Origin of the sequence: Pararhodobacter sp. (genome assembly GCF_034676075.1) — a bacterium.
Taxonomy (GTDB): domain Bacteria; phylum Pseudomonadota; class Alphaproteobacteria; order Rhodobacterales; family Rhodobacteraceae; genus Pararhodobacter.
The window spans coordinates 14,234-33,419 of the sequence record NZ_JAUCCQ010000006.1; the positions used below are offsets into that span (position 1 = coordinate 14,234).

Annotated in this window: 24 protein-coding genes and 1 tRNA gene; 8 read left to right on the forward strand and 17 right to left on the reverse strand. The window is 68.5% G+C overall.

Going from position 1 to position 19,186, the window contains the following annotated elements:
- Positions 1 to 12: 12 nt before the first annotated feature.
- The 4 genes from VDQ18_RS03870 to VDQ18_RS03885 all read right to left on the reverse strand — a co-directional run bounded on the left by VDQ18_RS03870 (position 13) and on the right by VDQ18_RS03885 (position 5,657).
- Positions 13 to 1,074 carry an aromatic/alkene monooxygenase hydroxylase subunit beta gene (locus VDQ18_RS03870; RefSeq protein WP_323019703.1) on the reverse strand — a complete coding sequence of 354 codons (1,062 nt, stop codon included), beginning with the start codon at positions 1,072 to 1,074 and terminating at the stop codon, positions 13 to 15.
- Between the two features lie 47 nt (positions 1,075 to 1,121).
- Positions 1,122 to 2,180, reverse strand: a complete 1,059-nt coding sequence (locus tag VDQ18_RS03875) for a 2Fe-2S iron-sulfur cluster binding domain-containing protein (protein WP_323019704.1) — start codon at positions 2,178 to 2,180, stop codon at positions 1,122 to 1,124.
- Positions 2,181 to 2,258: 78 nt separating this feature from the next.
- On the reverse strand, positions 2,259 to 3,923 hold the full coding sequence (locus VDQ18_RS03880; RefSeq protein ID WP_323019705.1) for an aromatic/alkene/methane monooxygenase hydroxylase/oxygenase subunit alpha: 1,665 nt from the start codon (positions 3,921 to 3,923) through the stop codon (positions 2,259 to 2,261).
- Between the two features lie 534 nt (positions 3,924 to 4,457).
- Positions 4,458 to 5,657 (reverse strand): RNA polymerase subunit sigma-54, encoded by a 1,200-nt coding sequence (locus VDQ18_RS03885; protein ID WP_323019706.1) that lies wholly within the window; start codon positions 5,655 to 5,657, stop codon positions 4,458 to 4,460.
- Between the two features lie 143 nt (positions 5,658 to 5,800).
- Here VDQ18_RS03885 and VDQ18_RS03890 point away from each other — a divergent pair, with 143 nt between their 5' ends.
- Complete coding sequence (locus VDQ18_RS03890) at positions 5,801 to 6,760, forward strand: hypothetical protein (protein ID WP_323019707.1); 960 nt, start codon at positions 5,801 to 5,803, stop codon at positions 6,758 to 6,760.
- Here the strand turns inward: VDQ18_RS03890 and VDQ18_RS03895 are convergent.
- The 3 genes from VDQ18_RS03895 to VDQ18_RS03905 are packed head-to-tail and all read right to left on the reverse strand — an operon-like array spanning position 6,757 to position 8,386.
- Positions 6,757 to 6,936, reverse strand: a complete 180-nt coding sequence (locus VDQ18_RS03895) for a hypothetical protein (RefSeq protein ID WP_323019708.1) — start codon at positions 6,934 to 6,936, stop codon at positions 6,757 to 6,759. The two genes, VDQ18_RS03890 and VDQ18_RS03895, sit on opposite strands and share 4 nt — an antisense overlap.
- Positions 6,937 to 6,956: 20 nt before the next feature.
- Positions 6,957 to 8,093 (reverse strand): hypothetical protein, encoded by a 1,137-nt coding sequence (locus tag VDQ18_RS03900; RefSeq protein ID WP_323019709.1) that lies wholly within the window; start codon positions 8,091 to 8,093, stop codon positions 6,957 to 6,959.
- Positions 8,090 to 8,386: a hypothetical protein gene (locus VDQ18_RS03905; RefSeq protein ID WP_323019710.1), complete on the reverse strand. Its 297-nt coding sequence runs from the start codon at positions 8,384 to 8,386 to the stop codon at positions 8,090 to 8,092. The genes VDQ18_RS03900 and VDQ18_RS03905 overlap by 4 nt, the downstream gene beginning before the upstream one ends.
- Before the next feature lie 49 nt (positions 8,387 to 8,435).
- Here VDQ18_RS03905 and VDQ18_RS03910 point away from each other — a divergent pair, with 49 nt between their 5' ends.
- Positions 8,436 to 8,732: a hypothetical protein gene (locus VDQ18_RS03910; protein WP_323019711.1), complete on the forward strand. Its 297-nt coding sequence runs from the start codon at positions 8,436 to 8,438 to the stop codon at positions 8,730 to 8,732.
- A 348-nt stretch (positions 8,733 to 9,080) separates the two neighbouring features.
- Positions 9,081 to 9,935, forward strand: coding sequence for a GNAT family N-acetyltransferase (locus tag VDQ18_RS03915; RefSeq protein WP_323019712.1), 855 nt, complete (start codon positions 9,081 to 9,083; stop codon positions 9,933 to 9,935).
- Between the two features lie 13 nt (positions 9,936 to 9,948).
- Here VDQ18_RS03915 and VDQ18_RS03920 read toward each other — a convergent pair.
- A tRNA-Gly gene (locus VDQ18_RS03920) sits at positions 9,949 to 10,022 on the reverse strand.
- A 131-nt stretch (positions 10,023 to 10,153) separates the two neighbouring features.
- Between VDQ18_RS03920 and VDQ18_RS03925 the strand changes: the two genes are divergently transcribed.
- Complete coding sequence (locus tag VDQ18_RS03925) at positions 10,154 to 10,606, forward strand: Lrp/AsnC family transcriptional regulator (RefSeq protein ID WP_323019713.1); 453 nt, start codon at positions 10,154 to 10,156, stop codon at positions 10,604 to 10,606.
- A 52-nt stretch (positions 10,607 to 10,658) separates the two neighbouring features.
- Here VDQ18_RS03925 and VDQ18_RS03930 read toward each other — a convergent pair whose 3' ends face one another.
- Positions 10,659 to 11,321, reverse strand: a complete 663-nt coding sequence (locus VDQ18_RS03930) for a GcrA family cell cycle regulator (protein ID WP_323019714.1) — start codon at positions 11,319 to 11,321, stop codon at positions 10,659 to 10,661.
- Between the two features lie 268 nt (positions 11,322 to 11,589).
- Between VDQ18_RS03930 and VDQ18_RS03935 the strand changes: the two genes are divergently transcribed.
- Together VDQ18_RS03935 and VDQ18_RS03940 are read left to right on the forward strand one after the other, a co-directional pair.
- The gene (locus VDQ18_RS03935; RefSeq protein ID WP_323019780.1) at positions 11,590 to 12,372 is read left to right on the forward strand and encodes an ABC transporter permease; all 783 of its coding nucleotides are present in this window, start codon (positions 11,590 to 11,592) and stop codon (positions 12,370 to 12,372) included.
- A 134-nt stretch (positions 12,373 to 12,506) separates the two neighbouring features.
- Entirely contained in the window at positions 12,507 to 12,950 is a 444-nt protein-coding gene (locus VDQ18_RS03940) for a cytochrome C (RefSeq protein WP_323019715.1), read from the forward strand.
- A 55-nt stretch (positions 12,951 to 13,005) separates the two neighbouring features.
- Here the strand turns inward: VDQ18_RS03940 and VDQ18_RS03945 are convergent, their stop codons facing one another.
- Positions 13,006 to 13,446 (reverse strand): MmcB family DNA repair protein, encoded by a 441-nt coding sequence (locus VDQ18_RS03945; protein ID WP_323019716.1) that lies wholly within the window; start codon positions 13,444 to 13,446, stop codon positions 13,006 to 13,008.
- A 150-nt stretch (positions 13,447 to 13,596) separates the two neighbouring features.
- Between VDQ18_RS03945 and VDQ18_RS03950 the strand changes: the two genes are divergently transcribed.
- A complete protein-coding gene (locus tag VDQ18_RS03950; RefSeq protein WP_323019717.1) occupies positions 13,597 to 14,340 on the forward strand; it encodes an isoprenylcysteine carboxylmethyltransferase family protein in 744 nt (247 codons plus the stop codon).
- 238 nt (positions 14,341 to 14,578) lie between these two features.
- On the opposite strand, the gene VDQ18_RS03955 is transcribed toward VDQ18_RS03950, so the two are convergent.
- The 6 genes from VDQ18_RS03955 to VDQ18_RS03980 form a co-directional block, all read right to left on the reverse strand.
- Positions 14,579 to 14,914, reverse strand: coding sequence for a hypothetical protein (locus tag VDQ18_RS03955; protein WP_323019718.1), 336 nt, complete (start codon positions 14,912 to 14,914; stop codon positions 14,579 to 14,581).
- Between the two features lie 71 nt (positions 14,915 to 14,985).
- Positions 14,986 to 15,396, reverse strand: coding sequence for a hypothetical protein (locus VDQ18_RS03960; RefSeq protein WP_323019719.1), 411 nt, complete (start codon positions 15,394 to 15,396; stop codon positions 14,986 to 14,988).
- Positions 15,386 to 16,342 (reverse strand): D-glycerate dehydrogenase, encoded by a 957-nt coding sequence (locus VDQ18_RS03965; RefSeq protein ID WP_323019720.1) that lies wholly within the window; start codon positions 16,340 to 16,342, stop codon positions 15,386 to 15,388. Before VDQ18_RS03965 ends, VDQ18_RS03960 begins: the two co-directional genes overlap by 11 nt.
- Positions 16,342 to 16,674, reverse strand: coding sequence for a tRNA-binding protein (locus tag VDQ18_RS03970; protein ID WP_323019721.1), 333 nt, complete (start codon positions 16,672 to 16,674; stop codon positions 16,342 to 16,344). Before VDQ18_RS03970 ends, VDQ18_RS03965 begins: the two co-directional genes overlap by 1 nt.
- The gene (gene proC, locus VDQ18_RS03975) at positions 16,671 to 17,483 is read right to left on the reverse strand and encodes a pyrroline-5-carboxylate reductase (protein WP_323019722.1); all 813 of its coding nucleotides are present in this window, start codon (positions 17,481 to 17,483) and stop codon (positions 16,671 to 16,673) included. Before proC ends, VDQ18_RS03970 begins: the two co-directional genes overlap by 4 nt.
- A 56-nt stretch (positions 17,484 to 17,539) precedes the next feature.
- A complete protein-coding gene (locus VDQ18_RS03980; protein WP_323019723.1) occupies positions 17,540 to 18,442 on the reverse strand; it encodes a LysR substrate-binding domain-containing protein in 903 nt (300 codons plus the stop codon).
- Positions 18,443 to 18,529: 87 nt separating this feature from the next.
- Between VDQ18_RS03980 and VDQ18_RS03985 the strand changes: the two genes are divergently transcribed.
- Positions 18,530 to 18,661 (forward strand): hypothetical protein, encoded by a 132-nt coding sequence (locus tag VDQ18_RS03985; RefSeq protein WP_323019724.1) that lies wholly within the window; start codon positions 18,530 to 18,532, stop codon positions 18,659 to 18,661.
- On the opposite strand, the gene VDQ18_RS03990 is transcribed toward VDQ18_RS03985, so the two are convergent.
- Entirely contained in the window at positions 18,646 to 19,149 is a 504-nt protein-coding gene (locus VDQ18_RS03990) for a YbjN domain-containing protein (protein WP_323019725.1), read from the reverse strand. The two genes, VDQ18_RS03985 and VDQ18_RS03990, sit on opposite strands and share 16 nt — an antisense overlap.
- Positions 19,150 to 19,186: the final 37 nt, after the last annotated feature.

Sequence of the window (19,186 nt, forward strand, 5' to 3'; positions counted from 1 at the left end):
CCTTTCAGAGGATTAGCTGAGGCCCAGCTCGCGGAGGATCTGGCCGATGCGCTCTTGGCTCACGGCTTTCACATCCTCGAACGACACGGGCTTCGAATGCGGCTGGGACCAGATCGGCTGCAGCGCCTGGGCGGCTTTCTCGGCCAGGGCGCGGTGCTTCTTCAGCCAGGCGCCGAACAGCGCGCGGTTGTGGGCGCCGTGCTTCTCGTCATGGGCCAGTAGATAGATCAGGTCGACCGTGTTCGCGAGGTTGCGCTCGTAATCGGCCTCGGCCGCCGAGACGACGGGGGGCGTGATGAAGTCGTTGTTCGCCGCCGCCGCCTGCATGAAGAAGCCCGAGCGGATCAGCTCGCCCACCAGCGGCTCGAAGACGATGTTGATGGCGAAATACTGCTCGAGGTAATCCTCGCAGCCCATGATCGTCTCGACCGCCTCGCGGCAGGGCTGCCAGATCGGGTCTTCCAGCCAGGCCTGCTTGCCGAGTTCGTCGTCCCAGCCCTCGATATCCATGCCGATTTCGGCCAGGTAGAGGGTGATGTCCTGCGTCAGGCGCATCTTGTAGGACGAGTTGGTCAGCGTCGCGTTGTTGATCATCTGCGTGTAGCCGTAGCGCTGCGCCTGCATGAGCGAGGTGCCGAGGCCGAATTCCGCGTGTTTCCACGCGCCCAGATGCTTTTGCAGGATCTTCTGCCAGGCCTTGTCGAAGGCGCGCGGCGCGCCGGCCTTGCGGGCATTGGCGATCACCGCCTGCACCATGGTCTCGATCTTGGACTGGCGCTGGTAATGGGTGCGCTCCCATTCCTGGTCGGGCGCCCGGAAGGCGTGCCAGTTCGACGACAGCGCCGCGGTGTTGTCCTTGCGGTAGGCGCCACCGCCCTTGCCGCCCTCGAATTCGATGATCCAGTCCTGGATCAGATAGCGCTCGGGGTCGGGCTGGACGTCGACGGTGACATCCTCGTAATGCGTGGCCCGTTTGCCGCGCGGCTCGAAGTAATTGTATTTGCGGCTGTTCGAGCCGACGAAGATCGCGTCACCGGCGGCGCCGGATCCCACGGAACTGGAAGTTGCTGGCATGGTTGCCTCCCTTTGGATGTGGTCACGTCACTAGCGTTCGGGCCGTCTCAGTGGCCCGAAGAACCGGAAGTGGGCGTGAACTTGTCGTAGAAGATGCGTTCGCTATCGAAGTCGTTCATGAAGAGGACGGGCGTCAGCGCGTCGATCATCGGCGGCGGGCCGCAGGCATAGACATCGCCCTGCCCCTCGCAGCCCAGCGCCTTCAGCCGCCGGTCCACGCATTCGTGGACAAAGCCGCGCTCGCCGGTCCAGCCCGCGTCGTCGCCCGCATGGCTGAGGACCGGGATGAATTCGACCTCAGGGTAGGCGTCGGTCAGGGCCTTGATCTCGTCGAGCTTGAAGAGGTCGCTCTGGGTACGTGCGCCGTAGAAGAACAGCACCGGCCGCGTCTCGCCGCTGGTCACCTGATCGTTGAGGATCGACCAGACCGGCGACATGCCCGAACCCGCCCCGACCAGGATCACGGGTCCTTGCCGCTCCTCGCGTCGGAAGCACATCCCGAAGGGTCCTTCGACGCGCACCTCGGCTCCGGCCCGGATTCCGCCGTCATCGAGTTCGTTGGAGAACCGTCCGTCGGGGTATTTCTTGATGATGAAGCTGAGGTTTTGGGTTTCGCTCGGCGGATTTGCCATGGAGAACGAGCGCGTAATCTCCTCCCCTTTTTCCGTCCTGACGGTGATGTCGACATATTGACCCGCCCAGAATTTGAGAGGCGCATCCAGCTCGATCTGCACACCCCGGATATCGTGGGTCAGTTTCTGGAAATCGACGATCTTGCCGGCGTATTGCTTCACCGGAATGGATTTGGACAGAACCTCTTCGTCATAGTTCAGAAGCTCGATCTCCACATCGCTGTAGGCGAGCGCCCGGCACATCAGGATATGGCCGCTGTCCTTCTCGCCGTCGTTCAGCGCGAAGGTCGAGTATTTCAGCATCTCGGTTTCGCCGTCGAGCTGGACGCATTTGCACGCCGAGCACTGGCCTTCCTTGCAGCCGTGCGGCAGTGCGATGCCCTGACGGAAGGCCGCGTTGAGAATGGTCTCGTTTTCCTCGACCTCGAACTCGACGCCGACCGGCTCCAGCCGGACCTTGTACACGTCTGTCATTCTAGTCCTCCCGAACCACGTCTGGCGTGGTCGCGCGTTGGGGGGTGAGGGCCGCGGACGGCCCCCACCGGATCGGGGTCAGTTGCAGGGACGGATGGTGAAGCCCTTGCGGTACTCGGCGACATGCGCCTCGCGCTCGGCGTCCGACATGGCGCGCAGCATGTTGAGCGGCGAACGCAGCGTGTGGCCGCGCACGTGGTCCAGCGTCCACATGTCCTTGTTGTCGAACCGCAGGTGCGGCTGCGGCACCAGCGTCTTGCCGTCTTCGCGCACGAAGTTCAGGTCAGTGATCGCGTCGGCCAGGTCCCAGCCGTCATAGACCGTTTCCCATTCGCGCTTGCCCGAGAACTTGCCCATCGCCGGGGTCGGCCGGCCCTGGTATTCGTCCGAGAAGGCCTCGACGGCGGTCCAGCGGTCCAGCTCATGGGCGAAGGTGTGCCATTTGCCGTCGATCTGATCGACCACCATGTCCTCGCGGATGAGGCAGGGCACGAGGCACGACCAGCAGCGATGCGGATAGACGTAGCCGGTGTCCTGGTTGAAGGTGATGACCGTCTCGCCGGGCTTCGACAGCTTGGCGTACCATTTCCAGAACTCGCCGAATTCGGCGTACCAGCCCGGGTATTTGGCTTCGAACCATTCGAAGTCCTTCTCGGACTGGGCCTCGATGCGCCAGAAGTTCACCGGCCAGCCGACGGCGAAGAACTGGGCGACCTTGTGGACGTAGTTCTTCTTGGTGATCCGGTTCCAAGCCTCGTGCACGTCGTCGTGGTGGACCTTGATGCCGTATTTTTCCAGCGGCAGCATGTAGGTGCGGTAGTAGTCTTCGAAGATCCAGCGGTGCCACATCTCCGCGTAGGATTCCTTGTCCTTGTCGCGGTTGGTGGTGCCGTATTCGATCAGCGTGCCGATGGCGGCGTCGACGATGGCGTGGTTCTGCCAGAAGGCGTAGCGCAGGTCGCGTTCCAGAAGCAGGTGGTTTTCCGGCTCCTTCAGCGCGGCCATCAGCAGCGAGTGGCCGTTGCCGATGTGGCGCGATTCATCCGATTGCACCGACAGGAACACCGTGGGCAGCGCGTAGTCGCCGTTGCGGGCGGCTTCCGAGGGCATGGCCACGAAGAGCGTGTTGGTGAAGGCGGTTTCCGCGACCACGGTCAGGTACATGCAGGCCGAGGTCATCACGTCGCCGGTGATGAAACCCTCGCCGAACTGGCGGCCGATGGTGGTGGCATAGCACTTGCCGAAGGCTTCCTCGGTGATGTCGAAGCCCGCCGGGTCGATGTAGTTCTCCATGTACCACTTCTTCAGGTTCATCTGAATCGTGGAATGGCGGAACTCGTCGACCATCTGCATGGTGAAGCCGGTGCGCAGGTCCTCGCCCGGTGCCAGACGGGCGACCATGGCCATCGACCGCGCGGCCGAGATTTCCGGGAAGGGGATGATCGCCAGGAACAGCTTCATCCATTCGACCCAGCGCGGTTCCACGTTGCGGAACATGTCGCCCCGCAGCGCCGCGTCCAGCGCGCCGTAGACCCGGTTGTCCTTTTCTTCCTGCATCGGGAAGTAGGACCGCAGGACCTGCTTCATCGGGTCGCGCGGGGCCTTGGTGATCTTGTAGTCGGTGGGGAAGGTCGCCGCTTCCTGCACATAGGTCGGGTTCCACCCAAGATCCGAGATCTTCTTGGTGGCTTCCCCGACCGAGATACCCCGTTGGGACGTGATCTTGTTGAGCGTCAATGTCATGCCGTGAGCCTCCTTACAGCTCGGCGGCCCGTCGGGGCCGCGGTTGTCGGCTTTCACCGTTGCGGTTGGACGCCTCGGGCTTGCATCCGCGGCGCCGGCTGGCGGCAAAGGTTGAGGCTCCCGGTCTTGGATGGCGCGGTCCGGGTCTCCTCCCTGGCCCGCGGTCCTCGACCGCTTCTCCCTGTCCTTCGTTCTTGGGGCCGTCGCCGGGTCGTCCGGCTGTTCCCCTGTTCTGTCCTATTTCCTGCAAGAGCCGTTCCAGAGGCGGCCCGGCACCCCCGGAAAACCGGGGCTGTGGCGGTAAGCGCCTGATTTACGTGATTTAAAAATGCATGATTTTTTTGCAGGGGCCGGGTGGAGAAGGGTCCGCCGATGACGCCCCCGGACAGGGTGTCAAAAAACGTTACAGCGCTGTCCACGGGGGTGTTAACGCGACGTTACATGCTGCAGCGCGGCTGTTACGTTAGCGGTCGCAGCATAAGGAAACGGCGCGATCCGGGGACCGCGCCGTTCGGGGCATCGAAGGGGGAAGGCTCAGGCCGATTGGCGGCGTTGCGCGGCGGGGGCCTTGCCGATTTCCTGCCGGTACTTGGCGACCACACGGCGCGAGACCGCCATGCCCTCGGCCGCCAGCCGCTCGGCAAGGTCCTGATCCGACAACGGGTTGCCCGGGTCCTCGGCGGCGATCCAGGCCCGCAGCCGGGCCATGACCCGCGGTTTCGAGGCCCCGTCCGCGCAGGCCGCCCCGACGCAGAGGTCGCGCGCCGCGACGATGCCGCCCGGCCCCTCGATCAGGAGGCCCGCCAGGACCCGGCTGACCGTGCTGGCGTGAAACCCGGTCTCGGCGGCGATCTCGGCCATGGTCATCGGCACCAGTGCCTCGGCCCCGTCGCGGAAATAGCCGCCCTGCCGCGCGACCAGCACCGCCATCACCCGCCGGATCGCCGATTGCCTGAGCGCCAGCGCCTGCTTCAGGGCCCGCGCCTGCGCCTGCGCCTCCCGCAAGGCGGGCGTGGCGGCGCCCGGGCCGACCGGCAGGATGCCGATCTGCGCCTCGCGTTCGAAGGCGAACTCGACCTGCCAGCCCTCGGCTCCCGGCGTCACCCGCACATCGGGCTCGCGCATCAGGGTCGGATCCCGGACAAAGGCCGCGCCGGGCTTGGGGTCGAGCCGCCGGAGCGTGGCGAGGCAGCGCGCGACCTCCCCGGGCTCGAGCCCGGTCGCCGCGACCAGCGCCGGCCGCCCGCCCCGCTCCATCACCGCCAGATGCCGCAGCACAAGGGCCATGGCGGCATCGTAAAGCCCGCGGTCCTGCACCTGCAGCCGCAGGCATTCCTCGAGGCTGCGGGCGAAAAGCCCGGCGGGCTCGATCCGCCGCTGGACCAGTGCCAGCCCCTTTTCCACCACCTCGACCGAGAGCCCCAGCTCGGCGGCGATCAGCGCCACGGGCCGCGACAGCCAGCCCGAAGGCTCCAGATCCTCGATCAGCGCCATGACCAGCCGTGCCACCGGCCCGCCGCCCGCCAGAAGCCCCGCCAATTGCCGCATGGCATGGTCGTAAAGGCTGCTCGCGCCATCGGCGGCGGTCAGTTCCAGCGCCTCGGTCGTGGAATTGCCCAGACGCATCTGCGGCCGAGCGCGGACCACCAGCAAGGGGTTGTCGCGGGCGCAATCGGTCAGGTGATCCTCGACCTCGCCAGCGGACATCTGCAGGATGCCCACCACCTGCCCCATTCTGAAAACCTGTGCCTGACGGGTGCGCAATTGCGTGCCTAGAGGCATCCTCTTCCCCTGTTGTTGCAGTCTTCACAAAGCGCTGGCCATCGCGGCGAGGGCCAGTCTATCCTTCACGCACCGACCCAACGCATGGCTGGCCGATGACCTTGTCCGATCCCGGCGGCGGCGTGCTCCCCCTCGACACCGCGCCGCCCGAACTCAGCTACCCCGGCCTCTCGCCCCAGCTTCTGGCGCGGGTGAAACAGCTGTGGTCGGCGAGCGGCCTCGATTTCGACCGCGCCTGGCGGCTGGGCCTGCGGCCCCTGCCCGGCTTCCGCCCCGTGCCCCGGATGGAGCTGGCGGCGAACAGCGCGGGCGTGGATCTGGTGTTCCTGTTCGACCAATGCCTGCTCTGGGTCCGGGCGCTGCATGCCGCCGCCCATGCCGGCCACGGCCATCAGGTGGCGGGCCTCAGCGCCGCGCAATGGCAGGGCCTCGCGGGCCTCACCGCGCGGCTGACGGACCAGCTGGCGGCGCTGCGCCTGTTGGCCCTGACCGGGCTGCCGATGCCCGCCATGCAGATCGCCCGTTCGGTGTCGGAAGACGCCGATATGGCGCTGGTGCTGCTGGTCCGGCCGAAGCTGGCCCAGACCTTCGCCGATTGCCGCAATGTCGAGGAGGCGAGTGATTTCTGGCGCCGCCACATCGCCGGGGGCCGGGCCTTCAAGACCGTGTCCGAACGCCTCTATGCCGTCGGCATCGACCATTCCGCCGATACCGAATACGCGGGCTGGCGGCGGCAGGTGCTGGCCACGCTCGGCGCCGCGGTCCACAGCAACGCGCTGCAGACCCGTCTGCCCGAGACGCGCAGCCCCGACAGCCTGCTCAACGACGACAGCCTCTATTTCGCGACCTTCCGGGTGCATGAACTCTGTGCCTTCGCGCAATTGATCGAACCCGCCTTCACCGATCTGCTGATCGAGGCCGGGGCCGCCGCCCGAACCGAAGGAGCGGGCGGGCTGGCGGCGCTTGCCGCGCCGATGAACGCGATTGTGGTGAACCAGCTGCACAGCCTGACCGCGCCCGAGCCACCACAGGCCCGGGCCACGGCACGGCATTAGTGCATCGGGTCGTCCTTCTTGCCGATCCGGTTCTGCGCCACCCATTGCGCGGCCAGGATCAGCGCGCCCGAGGCGAATTCCTTGCCGTGTTTCTCGACCATGTCTTCGGCGACGCGGGCCAGCGCCTGAAAGAATTCGTCCTTGCTTTTCTCTTCGCTGGTAAGGGCTTGGGTCATGTCTGCCTCGCTGTTGGGGGTTATTTGAACATGGTTTTCGGGAAGGTGGCGATGGCGACGGAGCCGTCCGCCCCGCCCATCGCCAGATGCGCGCCGTCCTGGGTCCAGGCCAGCGCCGTGACCGGCTGGCCCTGCCCCTCGGCCAGCATCAGCTCGTCGCGCTCGCCGATCCGGCCCAGCACGACAAGGCCGTTGGCATAGCCCACCGCACAGAGTGCGCGGCCGGGCTGGGGGGCCAGAACCTCGACCGGGATCAGGCCCGGGCGGCCGGTGGAAAGCGCCGTGCCGCCGTAGTCGCCGAAGGGCAGGTCCGGCCCCTGCCAGCCGACCACGCGATAGGCGCCCGAGGCGATCAGCGCGTTCGAGGCGCCACAGAACGCCGCGGTCTTCACCGCGTCGGGGAAATCGACGATCCGGTCGGCCTGTCCGGCCGCCAGATCGACCAGGAACAGCGCCTTCTCGGCGCAGCCCCCGGCCAGCCAGCGCCCGTCCGGCGAAAAGGCGAGCGTGAGCGCGCTGCCCTCGACCGCGACCTGCGCCTCCGCCGTGAGGTCGCCCCGCAGGATCGTCACCTGCCCCGGCCCCCAGCAGGCGATCCGCGCCCCGTCGGCCGAGATCGCAAGCCGCGCCACCGGATGCGCCAGCGTGCTGGTGGCGATCACCTCGCCCCATTCCTCGCTGAGCAGCGTGACCTGCCCGCCCTCCTGCGCCACGACCAGCTGTTGCGCCTGCGGCCGGGCGGCCAGCGCGGTGATCGCCACGCCGTTGAGCGTGGCCTTGCGCAGCAGCTGGCCGCGGGCGGTGGCGTGCCAGACCTCGGAGCCGCGGGCATGGACGAAGGCGAAACCCTGTTCGCCGCAGCGGACCACCGGCAGGTCGGGCGCCGCGACCGGCCCCTCGCTGAGGACCGGCGCGGGCAAGGGCTGCTCGCGCGGGCGGATCGTCATGCGGCCGCTGTCCAGCTCCATCCGCAGGCGCTTTTCCGGGCTCTCGGCATCCTCGATCCGCAGGAAGGCGAGCCGCCCGTCCTCCTGCAGCGCCACCACCGCGTTGCCCGCGGCATTGGCCAGCACCAGCCAGACCGGCGCGCCCAGCGACCAGCGCCGCGCCAAGAGCTCGAAAAGGCTCATCGCCTGCGGGGGTTTCTCCATGTTCATCGGGTCTGTCCTTTCATCGCGCGGGCAAGCTCGTCATCGAGGCCCGCCAGCATGGCATCCAGCCGGTTGAGGGTTTCGAGGCTGTCATCGAGCGCCCGGTGGCTGGTCTCCTGATCGGCCCCGAGCGCCGCCGTCGCCTCGCCGTCGCGGTCTTCCTTCAGCGCCAGCACCTCGAGGCCGCGCGCGATCTGCACCAGCCGCAGATGCTCGCGATTGGCGGCGGCGATGTCCTGCGTGAGCCGCAGGCGGTCCTGCAGGATCGCCTCAAGGCTGCGTGCGTGTTGACCGGTCATGGCGGCCTCCTGTATGGGGCGCGGGCCTTCCGAGGAAAGGAACCGGCCGATGATGGATCCCGTCGACACGCGCTTCTTCACCCTGCTGGTGCAGGTTCTGGCCGAAGACGCCCCTCCCCCCGACAGCGAGGCCGAGGCGGTGACGCAGGCCGCGAAACGCGCGCTGGAAACCGGCGCGCCGCTGGACCTGCTGGCCGCGCGGCGGGCGCTGGACGGGCTGGAACCGGGCCGAAAGGACCGGATCCTGAGCCGGGTGCATGCCGGGATGGCGCGCGATCTCTCGGCCATCTGGGACCAGCTTCCCCAGGGCTTCGGCCGCCCGGGCGACCCGCGAAAACTGCATTGAAAGACCGGGCGCCGCTGCGATGCAGCGTCGCTTTCTGGGTTCGATCAACGGCCCCACCTCCCTTGGACAACCGAAGTTTCGACAGGTCCTCAGTGTGCAAAAAGGGGGATCTGACGCAAATGAATCCGCAGCTTTTCGGCGGTTTTCCGACGATCCGCCCGCGCGGGGCGTGAAAGCTGTAACGGAATTTTACACCTGGCCCCGATAAGCGTAACGCTCTGTTTCACCTGATATTTTCTGCGTCGCAGCAAATCTGCGGATGCAGCGCGGCAAAGCGAATCACCTGCTTGATTCGCGCGCTCCGATCGGCAAAGGCTGGGCTGACCGCCGCCAGCGACGGAGCGCCCGATGCCCGCTTTTCCCCTGACCCTGCCCCTGCCCGATGGCCGCCTGCGCCCCCTCGTGCCGGGCGACCTGCCCGCGCTCATCGCGCAGCTGTCGGACCCGATGGTCGCGCCCTGGCTGGCCGCCGTGCCGCAGCCCTTCACCCCGGTCGAGGCCGAGGCGCTGCTGGCGCTGGCCGAGGATCCGGCCGAAGGGGTGCGGGTGCTGGAGCTGGACGGCGAGCCGCGGGGCTGCCTGCGGATCGCGCCCGCGCTCTGGTACTGGCTGGCGCCCTCGCTGGGCGGACGGGGGATCATGACACGCACGCTGGGGGCGGCGATCGCGGCCCATGTCGCGGGCGGCGGGGCGCCGCTGGTCGCCACGGTGCGCGAAGGCAACGCGGCGTCCGAGGCGCTGCTTCTCCGCCTCGGCTTCTCGCGCGCGCCCCGGGGGCGGCGGATGTTCTTTCAGGCGACCGGCCGGGCCGAGCCCTGTCGGGATTTCCACCTGACGCCCGAACAATGGTTGGTCCTGAACCCGCCGCTGCGCGAGTCCGGCGACTTCCGCCTGCGTCCGGCCACGGCCCGGGACGCGGGCCTGATGGCCCTGATGCTGCCCCGCCCCGGCTCGGCCGGGGCTGTCCCCTGGCCCCGGGCCGAGGGCATCGCCGATTTCCTGGAAACCCACCGCTGCCGCCGCCCCTCGACCGGGCTTTTCGTCATCGAGTACGACACCCGCCGCAGCCTGGGTCTGGTGCTGCTGGGGCGGGAAACGGCGCTGCTGGTGCATCCCTCGCTGGCCGGAACCGCGCAAGAAACTGCGCTGCGTCAGGCAGTTGCGGGACTTGGCCCCTCAGACGAGGCCGGTTGCAACGGATGATCGGGGAACAACCTGGAGCGGGTAGCGGGAATCGAACCCGCCCCATCAGCTTGGAAGGCTGAGGCGCTACCACTACACCATACCCGCCAGGTGCTGCAGGGATAGCGCCTCGGCGGGCGGAGGGCAAGAGCGGCCGACAATCCGTCGTCCAAGTGTTAAGGACGCTTGCAAATTGCAAAAATCGCGCGATAACCCTAGGAACTTCGGGTTTTCCGGCGATGATGAATTCTATTGACGAAACCATTCTTCAACTGCTTGCGGCCGATGCTCGGCGCGCACTGGCCGATATCGGCGCCCATGTCGGCCTGTCCCCTTCGGCGGTGAACGAGCGGATCCGGCGGCTGGTGGCGCGCGGGGTGATCCGGCGCTTCACGGTCGAGGTGGATCCCACCGCGCTGAACCGGGCGATCCTGGCCTTCGTCTGGGCGACGCTCGCCGAAACCGGCGACGAGGCCAAGCTGCACGCGCAGGCCAGCCAGGACCCGCGGGTCATCGAATGCCATCACGTAACGGGTGAATGGCGCTATCTGCTGAAAGTGCGGGTGGAATCGCTGGCCGCGCTCGAGGATTTCATGACCGAGCTGAAGGCAGCGGGTCAGGTCGGGCGCTCGCATGCGGTGGTGGCGATGTCCTCGCCGGTGGCCGACGCCTATGTGCCGCCGGTTGGCTGACGGAGGGTCGGCCGACACGCCGCGGCCCTGAGGCCGCGGCGCAGGTCACGCCTCAGCGGCGGCGGTCGCGGCGCGCCTGCATCGGCTGGAACGCCACCGAGACATGCGCCTCGCAATAGGGCTTGCCCGCGACCGAGGGCAGGCCGCAGAACCAGAATTCATCCGTCGCCGGGTCGCCGATCGGCCATTTGCAGGTCCGCTCGGTCAGTTCCATCAGGCTGAGCTTGCGCGCGGTCTTCTCGACCTCGCGCACCGTGGCCAGGGCCTCGGGCGAGATTTCGTTGGCCGAGGGCTGCGGCGGCAGCGGCTGGCCGGCGGGCACAATGGGACGGCGGCCCGGCACCAGCGGCGCCACGACTCCGCCCTGCGCGGCGGCGGGCGCCGCGGGCGCGGCGCGGGCGGCCACGGGTTCCGGCGCCTCGGGCGCGTCATCCTCGGGCTCGGGCGCGGCTGCAGGGGCCGCGGCGGCCGGGGCCGCTGCGGGTTCAGGGGGCGGCGCGGCCTCGGCGGGCGCGGCGCTGGCCGTCGGGGCAGCGGCTGCGGGGCTTGCCGCCCCCTCGCCTTCGCCACCGCGGCTCGACAGGCCCAGCCGGTGCACCTTGCCGATCACGGCATTGCGCGTCACCGAGCCCAGCTCCTTGGCGATCTGCGAGGCCGATTTACCTTCGGCCCACATCTTCTTGAGCAATTCGACCCGCTCGTCGGTCCAGGACATCCGTGACGCTCCGCAAGAGTGAAGACGGCCCGGGCAGCGCCTTGGCGCCGCGGGACTGGCCGTCGATCGTCCCTATTCTATCTGCGAGCGGGTGAGATACAAGGAGGCGCAGCCGAGGGCAAGGCCTGCCCCCGCTTCCGGGCCCCCAAACGGCCCCTTTGCGCCCCCGGCTACCGGCCCCAGTAAGGAGAAGTCCATGACCCATGCCGTCACCCCGCCCGATGCGGACGCCAGCGCCGCCGCCCAGCGCATCACCGCGCTTCGCGCCATGGGCGCGCGCCGCTTCGGTCGGTTCAACACGCTGGGCACCTGGACGCTGGCCCTGCGCGAGATCCGCCGCTTCCTGGCCGTCTGGCAGCAGACCGTCGCCGCGCCCCTGGTGACGGCGGGCCTGTTCCTGGGCGTCTTCTCGCTGGCGATGAGCGGGCGGCCCCCGGTGATGGGCGTGCCCTTCCTGCATTTCCTGGTGCCCGGCATCCTGATGATGTCGGTGATCCAGAACGCCTTTGCCAATACCTCGTCCTCGATCGTCGGCTCCAAGGTCATGGGCTCCATCGTCGATACGCTGATGCCGCCCCTCTCGCCGGTCGAGCTGCTGGCGGGCTATCTGGCCGGGGGCATCGCCCGCGGGCTGCTGGTCGCCGTGGTCATGGTGCTGGCGGTGGGGCTGACGCTGGGCCTGTGGCCCGCGCATCCGCTGTGGCTGCTGGCCATCACCGTGGTGGCAGGGGCTCTTCTGGGGGCGCTGGGGATCGTCGCCGGGATCCTGGCGAACAAGTTCGACCAGATCGCCGCCATCACCAATTTCGTGGTGACGCCGCTGTCGTTCCTGTCCGGCACCTTCTACTCGGTCGAAGCGATGCCGCCCGCCATGGCCGCGGCCAGCCACGCCAACCCGTTCTTCTACCTGATCGACGGCGCGCGCTTTGCCTATCTCGGCGCCTCGGACAGCTCGCCCTGGCTGGGGCTGGCGGTGACCGGGGCGGCGGCGCTGGCCCTGTCGCTGCTGTCCTGGGTCTGGCTCAGCCGCGGTTTCCGGCTGAAGGCCTGAGCCCGCGGCCCCCATGACCGACCTGTGACATATCGCTGCAATCCCTAGACCGGGGCGCCGCCCCGGGCCTATAGAGGGCAGCGAAAGCCATCTGCGGGGCAGCGCCGCCCCGCGCAGCCGGAGAGAGTGTTGCCATGATGAAAGTCCTTACCCTGTCCGCCGCCGCGCTTGTATCGCTGGGTGCCAGTGTCGCCTATGCCGAGGGCGACGCCGCCGCCGGTGAAGCCCTGTGGCGCAACTGCCGCTCGTGCCATGCCATCGTCGCCGACGACGGCACCGTCATCCAGCGCGGTGGCCGCACCGGGCCGAACCTCTATGGCCTGCCGGGCCGCGCCCCGGCCTCGGTCGAGGGGTTCCGCTATTCGGACGGGCTGCATCAGCTGGCCGCGTCCGAAGGCGGCGAGGTCTGGACCGAGGATCTGTTCGAGGAATACGTCGCCGATCCGACGGGCTTCCTGCGCGCGCATCTGGGCAACAACTCGGTCCGCTCGCCGATGAGCTACCGTCTGGCCTCGGGCGCCGAGGATATGTGGGCCTATCTGGTCAGCGTCTCGCCCGAAGCGGCCCCGGCCGAATAAGCGCGCCATCCCAGGACCGTTGCAACGCCCCGCCCCCGTGCGGGGCGTTCGCGTTTCAGAGCCCCGGGTCGCGCAGCCCCTGCTGCCGCAGCGCCGCCATCCGGGCGAATTTCAGCGTCATGGCCTTTCGCCGGGCGCCGGGCAGCGGTGTCTCGGCGCCATGGCCGACGATCTCGCCGCCGTAATCATCGGCCAGGATCAGCCCGGCGCCGCTGTCCAGCGGCAGGATCTCGGTCGGGAAATCCGGCGGCACCGCCCAGAAGAAGCGGTCGCACCATTCCAGATAGCCCTGCCATTTGCGGTCCGAGGTGAAATCGGCGCGGCAGGATTTGCATTCCACCACCCAGATCTCGCCCTTCGGTCCCAGTGCCATGACATCGACGCGCAGGCCCGGCTTCGGCACCACCTCGTCGAGGCAGGCGAAGTCGTGGCTGCGCAGCAGGCGGCAGACGCCGCGCGCGATCCTTTGGCCGGGCATCAGCAGATCATCGGGCATGGGCGCGAGAATAAATCATGAACACGGGCTTTCCAAGCCTCAAACCGCAGGTGGAGACGGGCCTTTCAGGCCCCGTTTCGCCCCGGATCGCCGTTGACGCAGGCCCGGGGCGCATGCTGTGGCTGACCCGTCAAGGGGAGACGTTTCTCGATGCTGTCCGATCGCATGGTGGCCGCAGGCCACGTCCTGTTCCGCTGGCGCAGCTATGCGCTGCTGGTGTTCCTGCCGCTTTTCGTCTGGGCTGTCTGGGACGGCGAGAGCATCGAGGCACAGGCGGGCGAGGCACTGGGCCAGACGGTCGAGGCGCTGGCCATCCTCATGGTCCTTTCGGGCGAGGCGATCCGCATCGCCACCGTGGGTTTCGTCCCCCGGGGCACCTCTGGCCGCAACACCGCGGTGGGTCAGGTGGCGACGGTCCTGAACACCGGCGGGCTCTATTCGCAGACCCGCAACCCGCTCTATCTGGGCAATTGCCTGATGTATCTGGGGGCGGCGCTGTTTACCCAGCATCTGTGGTTCGTGGCGGTGCTGAGCCTCGCGCTGGTCCTCTATTACGAGCGGATCATCGCAGCCGAAGAGAGCTTTCTGGTCGAGAAATTCGGCCAGCCCTATCGCGACTGGGCGGTCGAGACACCCGCCTTCCTGCCGCGCCTTCATGGCTGGCGGGCGCCGGGGATGCCCTTCTCGCTGAAAACGGTGATCCGGCGCGAGCATGCTTCGATCTTCGGCGGGCTGGCGATCCTGTATCTGATCGAGCTGGGTCTGCATAACCTGCCCGATGGCAGCGACGGCATCGCCCCGGGCTGGCACTGGCTGATGGGCTTGGCCGCCGTGCTGGAGCTTCTGGCGATCACCGCCAAGAAACGCGGCTGGCTGGAGGTCGACGGGCGCTGAGCCCGGTCACGCGTGATCGTGATGGCCCTTGCCGGAAGCGGGGCGCCCCCCTACATTGGGCAGTGGCGGGTTCTGCTCTTCTCGAGGACGGCACTTTTCCAGTGGCCGATAAGCATTTCCGAGGGGGCTGGCTCTGCCGGGATCCTGGTCCCGGTATCTGGCGCCCACCTGATTCGTCAGGCTCTCGGGAAAACACAGCCCGATACGGTCGCTGCGGGCCCGCCACCTTCCCCTTTGCTCAGCGACCGGCCGCCACCCGGATGGGGGCAGGCTGGCCGTACCGGATCCGCTGACGGTGGCCGCCCTTGGGGCCCTGATCGTCCTTGTCGGCCATCCGCATGATCGAGATGGCGAATTGCACGCCGGCAAAGACCAGACCGTTGAAGAAGAACAGCATGAAGGCGGCGATATAGCCGCCCTGCGTCGCCAGCATCAGCCCGCGCAGATTGGCAACGTTGAAGCCCAGAAGCAGCCCGACGAAAATCGCCGACAGCACAAAACCCACCGCCACTTGCCGCAAGTAGAGCTTCACCAGCTTGGGCAGTCCGGGGTCGGGGTCGGGCATCATGGTCATGGCAAGCGCCTCCTGTCCTGTCAGGATAGGCGCTTGCGCCGGAAAAACCAGTGGGTCGAATGTCGCGCCCCCTAGCGCGCCGGGACCTGCCCGGCGAGGCCCTGCGCCGCGACGGCGATGATCGCCAGCGCCAGCCGGTGGAACAGCGACGCGGTCTCCTCCGACGCATCGGGGGTGACGGCGGCGGGATCCAGCGCCTCCAGCCTCGTGACCAGCGCCCGCAGATCCTCGCGAGCCGTGCCCGCGCGCTCGGGATCGTCCAGTGCCGCCAGCGCCTCGCGCGCCTCGGTTCGGGCCGCCTGCACTTCGCCCTGCATCGCTGCCAGATCGGTGCGCAGCCCGGTCCGGACGTCATCGGCGAGGCCCCGCAGCTGCCAGACCAGCACCACTGCCAGCAGCAACACCAGCGCCACCAGCATCAGCGTGGCGTTGAGCAGCGCCAGCCCCAGTTGTTTCAGCCGCGATCCGGTTTCAGACGGCATTGGGCAGCGCCCTCCCCTCTTTGAAGGCGATGGCATTGGCGACGGCCATCAGCCCCATCTCGGTCCGCACTTCCAGCGCGGCGGTGCCCAGATGCGGCAGCAGCACGACATTCTCCATGGCGCGCAGGGCCTCGGGCACCCGGGGCTCGAATTCATAGACATCGAGGCCCGCCCCGGCGATCCGCCCCTCGGCCAGCGCGGCGATCAGCGCTGCCTCGTCGACGATATCGCCCCGGGCGATGTTGACCAGATGCGCATGCGGCTGCATGGCCGCCAGCGCCTCGGCATTGATCAGGTGGTGCGTGGCCGGGGTCGCGGGCAGCGCCACGACCACCACATCCGATTGCGCCATCAGCCCGGTCAGCGAGGTCACCGCCTCGGCCCCCGGCAGATCCGGCAAGTCCTTGGGCGAGCGGGTGAAATAGGCGATCTTCATGCCGAACCCATGCAGCGCCCGCCGGGCGATGGCCTGCCCGATCCGCCCCATGCCAACGACGCCCAGCCGCTTGCCCGACAGGTGCAGGCCCAGCATCTGCGTCGGATGCCAACCCTCCCAGCGGCCCGAGCGCACCAGCCGCTCGCCCTCGCCCGCACGGCGCGCCGACATCAGCATCAGCGTGAGGGCAATGTCGGCGGTGGCATCGGTGACGGCGCCCGGTGTGTTGGTGACGGCGAGCCCCGCCGCCTTGGCCGCCGCCACGTCGATATGGTTGTAACCCACGCCGAAATTGGCCAGCAGCCGGGCCCGGGGCGCGGGCACCTGGGCGAAGATCCCCGCCTGGAAACGGTCGCCCAGCGTCGGCAGGATCACGTCGTAATCGCTGAGCGCCGCGACCATTTCAGCCTCGGACAGCGGCGCGTTCGAGGGGCGGATCGTCACCTCGAAGGCGGCGCGGGCGGCGTCGAGCACGGGGTCAGGCAGCGGCCGGGCGATGAAGAGCCGCATCAGCAAAGCCTCGCGCCATTCGGGACACCGCGTTCAGGGCCGACGAGCACGACCTTGTTCTCGGCATCATGCAGGCCCAGCACCAGCACCTCGGACATGAAGGGGCCGATCTGGCGCGGCGGGAAATTCACCACGCCCAGCACCTGACGGCCCAGCAGATCCTCGGGCCGGTAATGCGCTGTGATCTGCGCGGACGAGCGCTTGACGCCGATGTCGCCGCCGAAATCCACCGTCAGCTTCCAGGCGGGTTTGCGGGCCTGGGGGAAATCCTCGACCGCGATCACGGTGCCGACGCGGATGTCCACGGCCATGAAATCGTCGAAGGAAATCATCGGCCCAGCTCCCGCGAACGGTCGGCCGCGGCCTTCACCGCGCGGCGCAGCAGGGGCGGAAAGCCCGCATCCTCGGCCATCAGCACGCCCAGCGCCGCCGCCGTGGTGCCACCGGGCGAGGTCACGTTGATCCGCAGCTGCGCGGCGCTTTCCGGCGATTGCTGCGCCAGTTCGCCCGCACCGCAGACCGTCGCCCGGGCCAGCTGCATGGCCATCTCGGCGGGCAGCCCCTCGGCCTCGCCCGCCGCGGCCAAGGCCTCGATCAGGTGGAAGACATACGCCGGGCCCGAGCCAGAGACCGCCGTCACCGCGTCCATCTGCCCCTCGTTTTCCAGCATCACCGTCTGGCCCACGGCGGCCATCAGGCTGTCGGCCAGCGCCAGTTCTCCGGGGGAAACGAAGGGATTGCCGATCAGCGCGCTGATGCCGCGCCCGACCGCCGCCGGGGTGTTGGGCATGACCCGCACCACCGGCGTGCCCGCGCCCAGCGCCGCCTCCAGCGACGCCAGCGACGTCCCCGCCGCGATCGAGACAAAGAGCGTCCCGCCGCCGCCCAGCGCCTGCAGCGCGGGCAGCGCCTCGCCCATCATCTGCGGCTTGACCGCCAGCAGTGCCACGGCGGGCGCGGCGGGCAGCGGGCCGTTCAGATGCACGCCGGTCGCCTGCAGCCAGTCCGATGGCCGCGGCTCCAGCACATGCACCGAACCCGCGGGCAGCCCCTGGTTCAGCCAGCCCTCCAGCAGCGCCGAGCCCATCTTGCCGCAGCCCAGCAGCACCAGCCCGCGCTCGGCGATATCGTTCATGTCCATGAAAACCCCCATCGTTCGGCCGCAGCCTAGCCGCGCGGGACGGCCGGGAAAAGCCCTCAGAGCGCCGCCCAATCGGCCTCGGCCGCGGCGATCTCGGCGATCAGCCAGTCGCGGAAGGCCCGGACCGCCGGTTTGCGCGCCGAGAGGGCCGAGGTCACGAACCAGAAGGCCTGCCCGCTGGGCACCCGGCGCGGCAGGGGCGCGGCCAGCGTGCCACGGCGCACGGCATCGCCCGCCACCGCCTCCCACCCCATGAAGAGCCCCTGCCCGGTCATCGCCGCGTCGAGGCAGAGCGCCGCATCGCCGTAAGCCGGTCCCGGTTGCAGCCCCTCGGTCCCGCGCCCCTCGGCGGCGAGCCAGACCGCCCAATCGGCCAGATCCTCGCGCCCCCGGATCACCGGGTGGCGGTACAGGTCGTCAGTGCTGCGGATCCCGGCCGCCAGCGCGGGCGCACAGACCGGGAAGAACCGCCGTTCCATCAGTTTCAGCGCTGGAACGCCCGGCCCCGCGTCGCGCCCCACCCTTATCGCCGCATCGACGCCCGAGGCGTCGAGGTCAACGAGCGTCACGCTCGGCTCCAGCCTGAGGGTGATCTCAGGGTGCCTTTCGGCGAAACGGTGCAGCCGCCAGATCAGCCAGCGCGAGGCAAAGACCGGCGCGACCGAGAGCACCAGCACCCCCGGCTCGCCGCCCCTGAGCGCGCCCGCGGCGGCGTCGAGCCCGGCCATGTGCTGCGTCAACCGCGGCAGGACATCGGCCAGCGCTTCGGTCGGGGTCAGGCCGTCGGGGTGGCGGTGGAAGAGCGGGCGGGCAATCGCCTCCTCGGCCTTGCGCAGCCGCTGGCTGAGGGCGCCGGGCGTCACGCCCAGTTCAGCGGCCGCTGCCGTCAGGCTGCCGAGCCGCCCGGCGGCCTCGATCACGCGCAGCGCCGACAGGGGCAGGAGGTTGAGGTGACGCATGAAGGTTTTCTAAACCCCAGCCCTCGATTCGTCAATTTTCAGGCGAGCTGGCTTCAGGCAGGATAAAGCCAAGCCAAGGAGGTTCCGATGTTCTGGAAAGCCGTGAAAGACTGCGCCCGCTGGTGCCGCGACCCGTTGAGCCACCCCGATATCGCCCGCATGAGCGAACGCGAGCGCGCCGATCTGCCGTTCGAGAGGCCCGCTCAGGCGCGGCCGTAGGCCTGGGTGATCGCCAGTTTCAGCGCCTCTTCCGGCGGACGGTCGGCCCAGGCGACCAGCTGGAAGGCCGGGTAGAACCGCTCGCAGGCGGCGACGGCGGTGCGGATCATCTGGTCGACCTGCTCGCTGGCGGCGATCTGCCCGCCGCTGAGCAACAGGCCGTAGCGCCAGACCATCAGCCCCTGTTGTGCCCAATAGCTGAAGCCCCCCGACCAGACCATGTCATTGGCCAGGTTGAGAACTTCGTAAAGCTCGGGCATCCGGGCCGAGGGCGGTTCCATCTCGAAGGTACAGATCAGCCGCAGCGTCTCGTCCGGCGCCGACCAGGCCAGCGTCAGCGAATAGGTCCGCCACTGGCCTTCAACCGCCATGGCGATCTGGTCGTCGCCCACCCGGTCGAATTCCCAGGCATGGTGCTCGGCGAGGGTCTCGACGATGTCGATCGGATGAATCTCATCCGTCAGGAGGTCGTGCTCGGACAGGGGCATATCCCGGTCTTTCCTGCTTAGCCTCAACAGACGCCAC

Coding starts and splice junctions, on each gene's coding strand:
- VDQ18_RS03930 (WP_323019714.1), bottom strand. CDS start 11,321: ATGTCCTGGACCGACGAGCGGGTCGAATTGCTCAAGAAGATGTGGGCC.
- VDQ18_RS03895 (WP_323019708.1), bottom strand. CDS start 6,936: ATGACCCAAGCCCTTACCAGCGAAGAGAAAAGCAAGGACGAATTCTTT.
- VDQ18_RS03870 (WP_323019703.1), bottom strand. CDS start 1,074: ATGCCAGCAACTTCCAGTTCCGTGGGATCCGGCGCCGCCGGTGACGCG.
- VDQ18_RS03935 (WP_323019780.1), top strand. CDS start 11,590: ATGGGCGCGCGCCGCTTCGGTCGGTTCAACACGCTGGGCACCTGGACG.
- VDQ18_RS03970 (WP_323019721.1), bottom strand. CDS start 16,674: ATGATTTCCTTCGACGATTTCATGGCCGTGGACATCCGCGTCGGCACC.
- VDQ18_RS03950 (WP_323019717.1), top strand. CDS start 13,597: ATGCTGTCCGATCGCATGGTGGCCGCAGGCCACGTCCTGTTCCGCTGG.
- VDQ18_RS03945 (WP_323019716.1), bottom strand. CDS start 13,446: ATGCCCGATGATCTGCTGATGCCCGGCCAAAGGATCGCGCGCGGCGTC.
- VDQ18_RS03915 (WP_323019712.1), top strand. CDS start 9,081: ATGCCCGCTTTTCCCCTGACCCTGCCCCTGCCCGATGGCCGCCTGCGC.
- VDQ18_RS03905 (WP_323019710.1), bottom strand. CDS start 8,386: ATGACCGGTCAACACGCACGCAGCCTTGAGGCGATCCTGCAGGACCGC.
- VDQ18_RS03880 (WP_323019705.1), bottom strand. CDS start 3,923: ATGACATTGACGCTCAACAAGATCACGTCCCAACGGGGTATCTCGGTC.
- VDQ18_RS03910 (WP_323019711.1), top strand. CDS start 8,436: ATGATGGATCCCGTCGACACGCGCTTCTTCACCCTGCTGGTGCAGGTT.
- VDQ18_RS03940 (WP_323019715.1), top strand. CDS start 12,507: ATGATGAAAGTCCTTACCCTGTCCGCCGCCGCGCTTGTATCGCTGGGT.
- proC (WP_323019722.1), bottom strand. CDS start 17,483: ATGGACATGAACGATATCGCCGAGCGCGGGCTGGTGCTGCTGGGCTGC.
- VDQ18_RS03985 (WP_323019724.1), top strand. CDS start 18,530: ATGTTCTGGAAAGCCGTGAAAGACTGCGCCCGCTGGTGCCGCGACCCG.
- VDQ18_RS03960 (WP_323019719.1), bottom strand. CDS start 15,396: ATGCCGTCTGAAACCGGATCGCGGCTGAAACAACTGGGGCTGGCGCTG.
- VDQ18_RS03925 (WP_323019713.1), top strand. CDS start 10,154: ATGATGAATTCTATTGACGAAACCATTCTTCAACTGCTTGCGGCCGAT.
- VDQ18_RS03955 (WP_323019718.1), bottom strand. CDS start 14,914: ATGACCATGATGCCCGACCCCGACCCCGGACTGCCCAAGCTGGTGAAG.
- VDQ18_RS03875 (WP_323019704.1), bottom strand. CDS start 2,180: ATGACAGACGTGTACAAGGTCCGGCTGGAGCCGGTCGGCGTCGAGTTC.
- VDQ18_RS03990 (WP_323019725.1), bottom strand. CDS start 19,149: ATGCCCCTGTCCGAGCACGACCTCCTGACGGATGAGATTCATCCGATC.
- VDQ18_RS03965 (WP_323019720.1), bottom strand. CDS start 16,342: ATGCGGCTCTTCATCGCCCGGCCGCTGCCTGACCCCGTGCTCGACGCC.
- VDQ18_RS03900 (WP_323019709.1), bottom strand. CDS start 8,093: ATGAACATGGAGAAACCCCCGCAGGCGATGAGCCTTTTCGAGCTCTTG.
- VDQ18_RS03885 (WP_323019706.1), bottom strand. CDS start 5,657: ATGGGGCAGGTGGTGGGCATCCTGCAGATGTCCGCTGGCGAGGTCGAG.
- VDQ18_RS03890 (WP_323019707.1), top strand. CDS start 5,801: ATGACCTTGTCCGATCCCGGCGGCGGCGTGCTCCCCCTCGACACCGCG.
- VDQ18_RS03980 (WP_323019723.1), bottom strand. CDS start 18,442: ATGCGTCACCTCAACCTCCTGCCCCTGTCGGCGCTGCGCGTGATCGAG.